This is a genomic window from Lederbergia lenta NBRC 16444 (assembly GCF_001591545.1).
Classification (GTDB): domain Bacteria; phylum Bacillota; class Bacilli; order Bacillales; family Bacillaceae_C; genus Lederbergia; species Lederbergia lenta.
In genome coordinates this window covers 1-2,960 of the sequence record NZ_BCVC01000019.1, presented here as the reverse complement: position 1 = coordinate 2,960, position 2,960 = coordinate 1, and the positions used below count along the sequence as shown (strand labels likewise).

The following is a 2,960-nucleotide window of genomic DNA, read 5'->3' as shown; positions in this document are numbered from 1 at the left end:
CTTTATTTTGATTAAGTCCTCGATCGATTAGTATCCGTCAGCTCCATGTGTCGCCACACTTCCACGCCGGACCTATCAACCTGATCATCTTTCAGGGATCTTACTAGCTTGCGCTATGGGAAATCTCATCTTGAGGGGGGCTTCATGCTTAGATGCTTTCAGCACTTATCCCTGCCGCACATAGCTACCCAGCGATGCTCCTGGCGGAACAACTGGTACACCAGCGGTGCGTCCATCCCGGTCCTCTCGTACTAAGGACAGCTCCTCTCAAATTTCCTGCGCCCACGACGGATAGGGACCGAACTGTCTCACGACGTTCTGAACCCAGCTCGCGTACCGCTTTAATGGGCGAACAGCCCAACCCTTGGGACCGACTACAGCCCCAGGATGCGATGAGCCGACATCGAGGTGCCAAACCTCCCCGTCGATGTGAACTCTTGGGGGAGATAAGCCTGTTATCCCCGGGGTAGCTTTTATCCGTTGAGCGATGGCCCTTCCATGCGGAACCACCGGATCACTAAGCCCGACTTTCGTCCCTGCTCGACTTGTAGGTCTCGCAGTCAAGCTCCCTTGTGCCTTTACACTCTGCGAATGATTTCCAACCATTCTGAGGGAACCTTTGGGCGCCTCCGTTACTCTTTAGGAGGCGACCGCCCCAGTCAAACTGCCTGCCAGACACTGTCTCCCAGCCGGATCACGGCTGCGGGTTAGAATGTCAGTACAGCAAGGGTAGTATCCCACCAGTGCCTCCACCGAAGCTAGCGCTCCGGTTTCTACGGCTCCTACCTATCCTGTACAAGCTGCACCAACATTCAATATCAGGCTGCAGTAAAGCTCCACGGGGTCTTTCCGTCCTGTCGCGGGTAACCTGCATCTTCACAGGTACTATAATTTCACCGAGTCTCTCGTTGAGACAGTGCCCAGATCGTTGCGCCTTTCGTGCGGGTCGGAACTTACCCGACAAGGAATTTCGCTACCTTAGGACCGTTATAGTTACGGCCGCCGTTTACTGGGGCTTCAATTCGCACCTTCGACCGAAGTCTAAGCGCTCCTCTTAACCTTCCAGCACCGGGCAGGCGTCAGCCCCTATACTTCGCCTTGCGGCTTCGCAGAGACCTGTGTTTTTGCTAAACAGTCGCCTGGGCCTATTCACTGCGGCTCATCTGGGCTATTCACCCAAATGAGCACCCCTTCTCCCGAAGTTACGGGGTGATTTTGCCGAGTTCCTTAACGAGAGTTCTCTCGATCACCTTAGGATTCTCTCCTCGCCTACCTGTGTCGGTTTGCGGTACGGGCACCTATTTCCTCGCTAGAGGCTTTTCTTGGCAGTGTGGAATCAAGAACTTCGGTACTAAATTTCCCTCGCCGTCACACTTCCGCTTTAAAGAGAAGGATTTGCCTCCTCTTCAGCCTAGGTGCTTGGACGCGCATATCCAACAGCGCGCTTACTTTATCCTCCTGCGTCCCCCCATTACTCAAACGGAAATAAGGTGGTACAGGAATATCAACCTGTTATCCATCGCCTACGCCTTTCGGCCTCGGCTTAGGCCCCGACTAACCCTGAGCGGACGAGCCTTCCTCAGGAAACCTTGGGCATTCGGTGGAAGGGATTCTCACCCTTCTTTCGCTACTCATACCGGCATTCTCACTTCTAAGCGCTCCACTAGTCCTTACGATCTAGCTTCACAGCCCTTAGAACGCTCTCCTACCACTGACACCTAAGGTGTCAGTCCGCAGCTTCGGTGATACGTTTAGCCCCGGTACATTTTCGGCGCAGAGTCACTCGACCAGTGAGCTATTACGCACTCTTTAAATGGTGGCTGCTTCTAAGCCAACATCCTGGTTGTCTAAGCAACTCCACATCCTTTTCCACTTAACGTATACTTTGGGACCTTAGCTGGCGGTCTGGGTTGTTTCCCTCTTGACTACGGATCTTATCACTCGCAGTCTGACTCCCATGGATAAGTCTTTGGCATTCGGAGTTTGTCTGAATTCGGTAACCCGTTGAGGGCCCCTAGTCCAAACAGTGCTCTACCTCCAAGACTCTTACCATGAGGCTAGCCCTAAAGCTATTTCGGAGAGAACCAGCTATCTCCAGGTTCGATTGGAATTTCACCGCTACCCACACCTCATCCCCGCACTTTTCAACGTACGTGGGTTCGGGCCTCCAGTAAGTGTTACCTTACCTTCACCCTGGACATGGGTAGATCACCTGGTTTCGGGTCTACGACCTCATACTTATGCGCCCTATTCAGACTCGCTTTCGCTGCGGCTCCGTCTCTTCAACTTAACCTTGCATGAAATCGTAACTCGCCGGTTCATTCTACAAAAGGCACGCCATCACGCATAAACGCGCTCTGACTACTTGTAGGCACATGGTTTCAGGATCTATTTCACTCCCCTTCCGGGGTGCTTTTCACCTTTCCCTCACGGTACTGGTTCACTATCGGTCACTAGGGAGTATTTAGCCTTGGGAGATGGTCCTCCCAGATTCCGACGGGATTTCTCGTGTCCCGCCGTACTCAGGATCCACTCTGGAGGGAACGAAGTTTCAATTACAGGGCTGTTACCTTCTTTGGCGGGCCTTTCCAGGCCGCTTCATTTACTTCGTTCCTTTGTAACTCCGTATAGAGTGTCCTACAACCCCAAGAGGCAAGCCTCTTGGTTTGGGCTCTTCCCGTTTCGCTCGCCGCTACTTAGGGAATCGATGTTTCTTTCTCTTCCTCCGGGTACTTAGATGTTTCAGTTCCCCGGGTCTGCCTTCTATTTCCTATGTATTCAGAAATAGATACTACTCCATTACGAGCAGTGGGTTTCCCCATTCGGAAATCTCCGGATCAAAGCTTGCTTACAGCTCCCCGAAGCATATCGGTGTTAGTCCCGTCCTTCATAGGCTCCTAGTGCCAAGGCATCCACCATGCGCCCTTTCTAACTTAATCATTCGGTCAATGATAAGCTTC

The 2,960-nt window shown here is 52.5% G+C and carries 1 rRNA gene; it reads right to left on the bottom strand.

Annotation, left to right across the window (positions count from 1 at the left end):
- Positions 1-7: 7 nt before the first annotated feature.
- Positions 8-2,939 (bottom strand): 23S ribosomal RNA (locus BLE01S_RS20210).
- Positions 2,940-2,960 lie beyond the last annotated feature (21 nt).